The sequence below is a fragment of the Albidovulum sp. genome (genome assembly GCF_049646345.1).
GTDB lineage: Bacteria > Pseudomonadota > Alphaproteobacteria > Rhodobacterales > Rhodobacteraceae > Albidovulum.
Map to the genome: position 1 here is coordinate 1 of NZ_JBARVQ010000296.1, position 5,097 is coordinate 5,097.

Sequence of the window (5,097 nt, forward strand, 5' to 3'; positions counted from 1 at the left end):
GTTGGAGCAGCGCCTGAAAGGACGGGCCGAAACAATCCGGACCGACGAACCTCCGGCACCGACGGGGTTGCTGGTTGATCCCTCGGCGCGTCACGATCCGATCCCGCCGCGGCCCTTTCTGGCCGAAAGGTTGCGCTATGCGACGCCGAACAGCGCCGATTACCGGATGCTGCTTGAAACCCGCAAGACCGGTCTCGACCTCGACCGTTACGAGGCCGCCTGGCATGAGCTTTCCCGGGTTACCGATGCTCTGCGCACCCGGATAGAAGATGGCCAATGCGTGGTGTCGCCGCCCGAGTCGCCTTTTCGGGTGATCCGGCAGGATGCGCGCGGACTGCCGGAAAGCGGCGTGGCGGCACTGATCGACGGCGTTCGCGCCCGGATCGAGCAGATGGCCTGCGAAGCGAACCCCGATCCTGCTGTCGTTGCGTTGATCCAGCTGGACGGGGATGAGGCCGCCTGTTTCTACAGTTTCGATCAGCGGGTCATTGACCCGGCCAGCATCGAATTCCTCGCCCTGCGATGCCGCCGGATCTACGAGGGCAACTACGATCCGAAGGGGCCGTTCCATCTGGCGGATTACCGCCGGACCGAAGATGCCTGGCTGGCATCGGTCGAAGGTCAGGATGCCCGTCGGCACTGGGAGCGCCAGATCGCCAGGACACCCGGGCGCCTGCTGGCCAGCGACCTCTTTGTCGGACCGACCGGCGAAACCGGATATGGCTACATCTGTGGCGACATTGCCCGGGACACCTGGACCGGCGGTCAGCGCATCGCCCGCCAGTTCGGCGTGAGCGAATTGGTCATGACGCAGGTAGTGTTCAATGAACTGATGGCCCATCTGTCCGGCCGTTCACGATTTGCCTACGAAAGCCGCAGTTTCCAGAGGTTTCCACTGGACCCGGACATTTATGAATTGCTTGGACAGTTCACCCTGGGCCAGCCCGCCGGGCGCTTCAGCGATGACGAATTGCCCTTTGTTGAACGCGTGCGGGCAGAACAGGATCGCGCGGACCGCTCTGCGGCATTCGCCTTTTTCGATGCGGCGTCGCTTTGGCAGGCTGATGACGATCGCGGTGGCAAGATCGTTTACAGCAACACCTGCAACCGGTTCGAGGAATTCGTACTGGCGGGCAACGTACCGCCCCTGCGCTGGTTCGGAGACTATCTGGGGATCGAGCTGAAAGCACCCGACACCGCTCTGGAATATGTGCTGGTCGAGAATGCCGGCGTGCTTGAAAATCACTGGTTCATTTCACGGTCGCACCTGTCCCAGAGTTGGGCCGAAACGGCGCACAAATTATTGCGCACGACACTCGAAGCGCTGTGTGACCAGCCTGACCTGTGGCAGGCAACTGATCTTTTCGCCGACAGGAAGGTGGCATCATGACCGCCACGCAAGTATGGAACAATGTCTTCCTTACCGGTGCCACGGGCTATTTCGGTTCGCACATTCTGGCCGAGCTTTTGCGCTGCGGCACGGGGCATGTCACGTGCCACCTGCGCGGCGGTGGCGCTGACCGGATCGAAGGCGCCTTGCGCAAGAACCGTCTTTGGCAGGACGACTTTGCCGGTCGCTTTACTGCCATGCAAGGCGATCTGGCCCAGCCAAAGCTGGGTCTGGGGCTGGCATTCGACAGGCTGGTCGGGAAGATCGACTGCGTGATCCACAATGGCGCGAACGTGAATTACGTGCTTGGGCTCAAGCAGTTGCGCGCGGCCAATGTGGTGGCCACCCAGGACGCCCTGCGTCTGGCCGAAGCCAGCGCGGCGCCGTTTCTCTTTGTCTCGACGCTGAGGCTCTTTGATCACCGCACGGACAGCACGCCGATCCGCGAGCGCGATCTGGTGGATCCGCAACAGGCCATGCGATACGGCTATGCGAATACCAAGATGCTTTCGGAACGCCTTGTGACCGCGGCCGCCAGGCGCGGCGTGGCCACGGCGATTTTCCGGCCCGGTCTTATGTGCGGCGATGGTCTTGTCGGTGCGCCAAACCCGCGTGACGCGGTGACCTTGCTGATTCAGGCCTGCGCAAAACTTGGCGTTGCGCCGGAAAGCCCGTTGCAGATCAACTCAACCTCCGTCGCCTATGGTGCACAAGGTTTGGTTGCCCTCGGGCTGCGTACAGGTGCCGGTGCGACCGAACCCGGTTCCATCTGGCATGTGGTGCACGACACCGCGACCCGAATGACCGATGTCTTCAAACTTATGCAAGACATGGGCGCACCCCTTCGGTTGATCCCCTACCCCGAGTGGGTGGAAAAACTTCGCGCCTCGCCAGATAGCGATCTGGCCCCCCTGATAGAATATTTTACCCCCGACTTTCCGGTCGAAAGCACCCGACGCCTCTTCGACAGCAAGGTCACGCGTGACACTCTGAGCGATCTCGGCGTCACCCATCCTGAAACAGACGCGCGCTTCTGGCGGGCCAATCTCAACGGGATGCGCGACTGCGGCGTGCTGCCCGATTTCAAACAATTGCAGGAGGTTTCGTGATGGACCTGGTCAAGGCAAGGGCCCAAGCCCGCAAAGCCAGTCAGAGCTTTCTCGACCGTGTCGACAACTGGTCGCAGGAAAACCTTACAAAACATGTTCATCCACAGGATCGGGCGCAGGCCTTTGATCCAGAGGTGCTGGCAAAACTCCGCGAAACCGGCCTCCTGTCGCTTGAACTTGACGCCTTCCGCGCCGGCGATGTGCCCGGTCGGGCCTCTCTCAGCGTTCCGGCAGATGGTATGGAAGGCGTCGCGGAAGCAATCCGCGGCCTTTCGCGCACAGATCCCGCCGTCGCGGTGCTGGTACACGTCCACAACGCGCTGACTGTCCGCTGCCTGTTGCGGTTCGGTACGGAAGCGCAAAAAGAGCATTGGTTGCCCCGATTGGCGCAGGATCAGATCGCAGCCTTCGCCGCGACCGAACCGCAGGCGGGATCGGATCTGAGCCGTATAACCACCGAACTGACCGAGGACCCGCAGGGTGGCTACCGGCTGAACGGTGAAAAGTACTGGATCACCAACGCCAGCGAAGCAGGCGTGTTTCTTGTTTTGGCCCGATTGGGCAAAGGGACGGCTTGTGTCCTGGTTCCGGCCACTGCCCCCGGTGTGTCGGTCGGCCCGCGTCTTGACAAGATGAGCATGCGCGCTTCATCCACCTGCGCGGTGCGTTACGATGCCGTTCACCTGACCGATGACGATATTCTTGGCGGGCCGAATGGCGGGATTGATGTTGCCATGTACGGGCTGGTCTGCGGCCGGATCGGCATTGCGGCACAGATGCTCGGACTGGCCGAAGGTGCGCTGCGAAAAAGCGTGGATTATGCCCAAAAGCGCGAGGCATTCGGATCATTGATCCTAAACCATCAGGGCGTGGCCTTCCCGCTTGCCCAGATCCGGGCCGAAATTGCCTCGGTCGAACTGACGATGCTGGCGGCTGCCCGCAAGCTTGACACCGCGCGCAGCTATATGTCGGCCATGGAACTTGCCAATATCGCAAAGCTGCTCGCCAGCCAATTGGCGGAACGGGCCGCAGGTCTGGCGGTCGAAACGCTCGGCGGCAACGGTGTGGCCGAGGGTCACGCGGTCGAAAAGCTCTATCGCGATGCCAAGGTCGGCAAGATTTATGAGGGCACCGTAAATGTCCTCTTGCGGGCGATCGCTGCCAACCTTGCGGGGTCTGCAACATGAACCGCATCGTTCCCCAAAGACCGACGGCATCTGCGGCCGCACCCCGCCCCGACACCGGGTTTTACCGTTACCCGGGCCGGGCAACAGCCGATCTGCGGTTGTTCTGCTTTCCGTTTGCCGGCGGCAGCGCACAGGATTTCGAACCCCTCGCAACACATCTTCCCCCGTGGATCGAAGTCGTCGGCGTCGATTATCCGGGGCGACGGTCACGGTTCGGCGAAGACCCGCTATCGCGGCTCGACCTGTTGGTGCACGACCTCGCAGTCGGGATCCGGGCACAACTTGATCGCCCCTTTGCCTTCTATGGCCATTCCAACGGCGCATTGGTGGCGTTTGAGCTGGCACGGCGGCTGCCCAAAATGTACTTCCGCTCACCCGAAAAGCTAATTCTTGGGGCCAAACGCTCCCCCACTCTCGGTGCCGAAGAACCAATGCACCTGCTGCCGAAGGAAGCGTTCATTGAGCGGCTGAGGGACTATCAGGGCACCCCCGAGCAGGTGCTGGCCAATACCGAATTGATGGACCTGTTCCTGCCGATCCTGCGGGCCGATTTCGCACTGTCCGAAACCTATCAGCTGACCGACCCGACACCCGTCGGGGTTCCAATTCACGCGATTGCTGGTCGTCAGGATCACTTGGCGACACCCGCGATGATGTCAGCCTGGAAATCACTTGCGAATAAGGGATTTGAGTTAACTGAACTAGATGCGGAACACTTTTTTCTGTCGAGCGTTCCCGGTCAGCTTGCCCAAAGCATCGCGGCGACCCTGTCGCCTGCGACCATCACTCCCCCGACTTCCCTCCTCAGCAAAGAAAGGATCATGCAATGTTGACCGATCTTACCCGCCGGACAATGGTGCTTTCCGCTCTGGCGTCGCTGGCCACGCCCAGCCTCGCCGCATCAGACCCCGCAGCCGTCATGTCAAGGAACCGCGAATTGCGGCGCGGGCTGACGAATTCCGTTTCGGATGTGACGATGACGATCAATTCGGGGGGCCGCGAAGTCACCCGCAAGATGCGTCAATTCGTGCTGGAGGTGTCTGGCCGCGGAAACCAGACGATCAACGTATTTTCCAGCCCTGCCGATGTGCAGGGTATTTCCGTGCTGACCCATTCCGCGCTCAATGGCAATGACCAGCAATGGCTCTTCCTGCCATCTGTCGGTCGGGTCAAGCGGATATCATCCTCGAACCGCAGCGGCGCGTTTGTCGGCAGCGATTTCGCCTATGAGGATCTGTCATCCTTTGAAGTTGAGAAATACAGCTACACCAGCGCCGAAGATGTGACCCTCGGGGGCAAGAAAGCGATCTCGGTTGTCTATAAGCCAAGCTATTCGGGTACCGGATACACCCAGCTGCGCGCGTTCCTTGATCCGGGCAATTATCAGCCCCTGCAGATCGAGTATTACAAT

The 5,097-nt window shown here is 60.9% G+C and carries 5 protein-coding genes; all 5 read left to right on the forward strand.

The features are described 5' to 3' along the window. On the forward strand, positions 1-1,390 hold a 1,390-nt coding region (locus WBB85_RS07400; RefSeq protein WP_432637982.1), incomplete at its 5' end, for a hypothetical protein. Continuing rightward, positions 1,387-2,499: a thioester reductase domain-containing protein gene (locus WBB85_RS07405; protein WP_432637983.1), complete on the forward strand. Its 1,113-nt coding sequence runs from the start codon at positions 1,387-1,389 to the stop codon at positions 2,497-2,499. The genes WBB85_RS07400 and WBB85_RS07405, both read left to right, overlap by 4 nt. After that, positions 2,499-3,686, forward strand: a complete 1,188-nt coding sequence (locus WBB85_RS07410) for an acyl-CoA dehydrogenase family protein (RefSeq protein ID WP_432637984.1) — start codon at positions 2,499-2,501, stop codon at positions 3,684-3,686. Before WBB85_RS07405 ends, WBB85_RS07410 begins: the two co-directional genes overlap by 1 nt. Beyond that, positions 3,683-4,519, forward strand: coding sequence for a thioesterase II family protein (locus WBB85_RS07415; RefSeq protein WP_432637985.1), 837 nt, complete (start codon positions 3,683-3,685; stop codon positions 4,517-4,519). The genes WBB85_RS07410 and WBB85_RS07415 overlap by 4 nt, the downstream gene beginning before the upstream one ends. Beyond that, positions 4,513-5,097 (forward strand): outer membrane lipoprotein-sorting protein (locus tag WBB85_RS07420; RefSeq protein ID WP_432637986.1); only part of this gene is annotated, 585 nt, incomplete at its 3' end. The genes WBB85_RS07415 and WBB85_RS07420, both read left to right, overlap by 7 nt.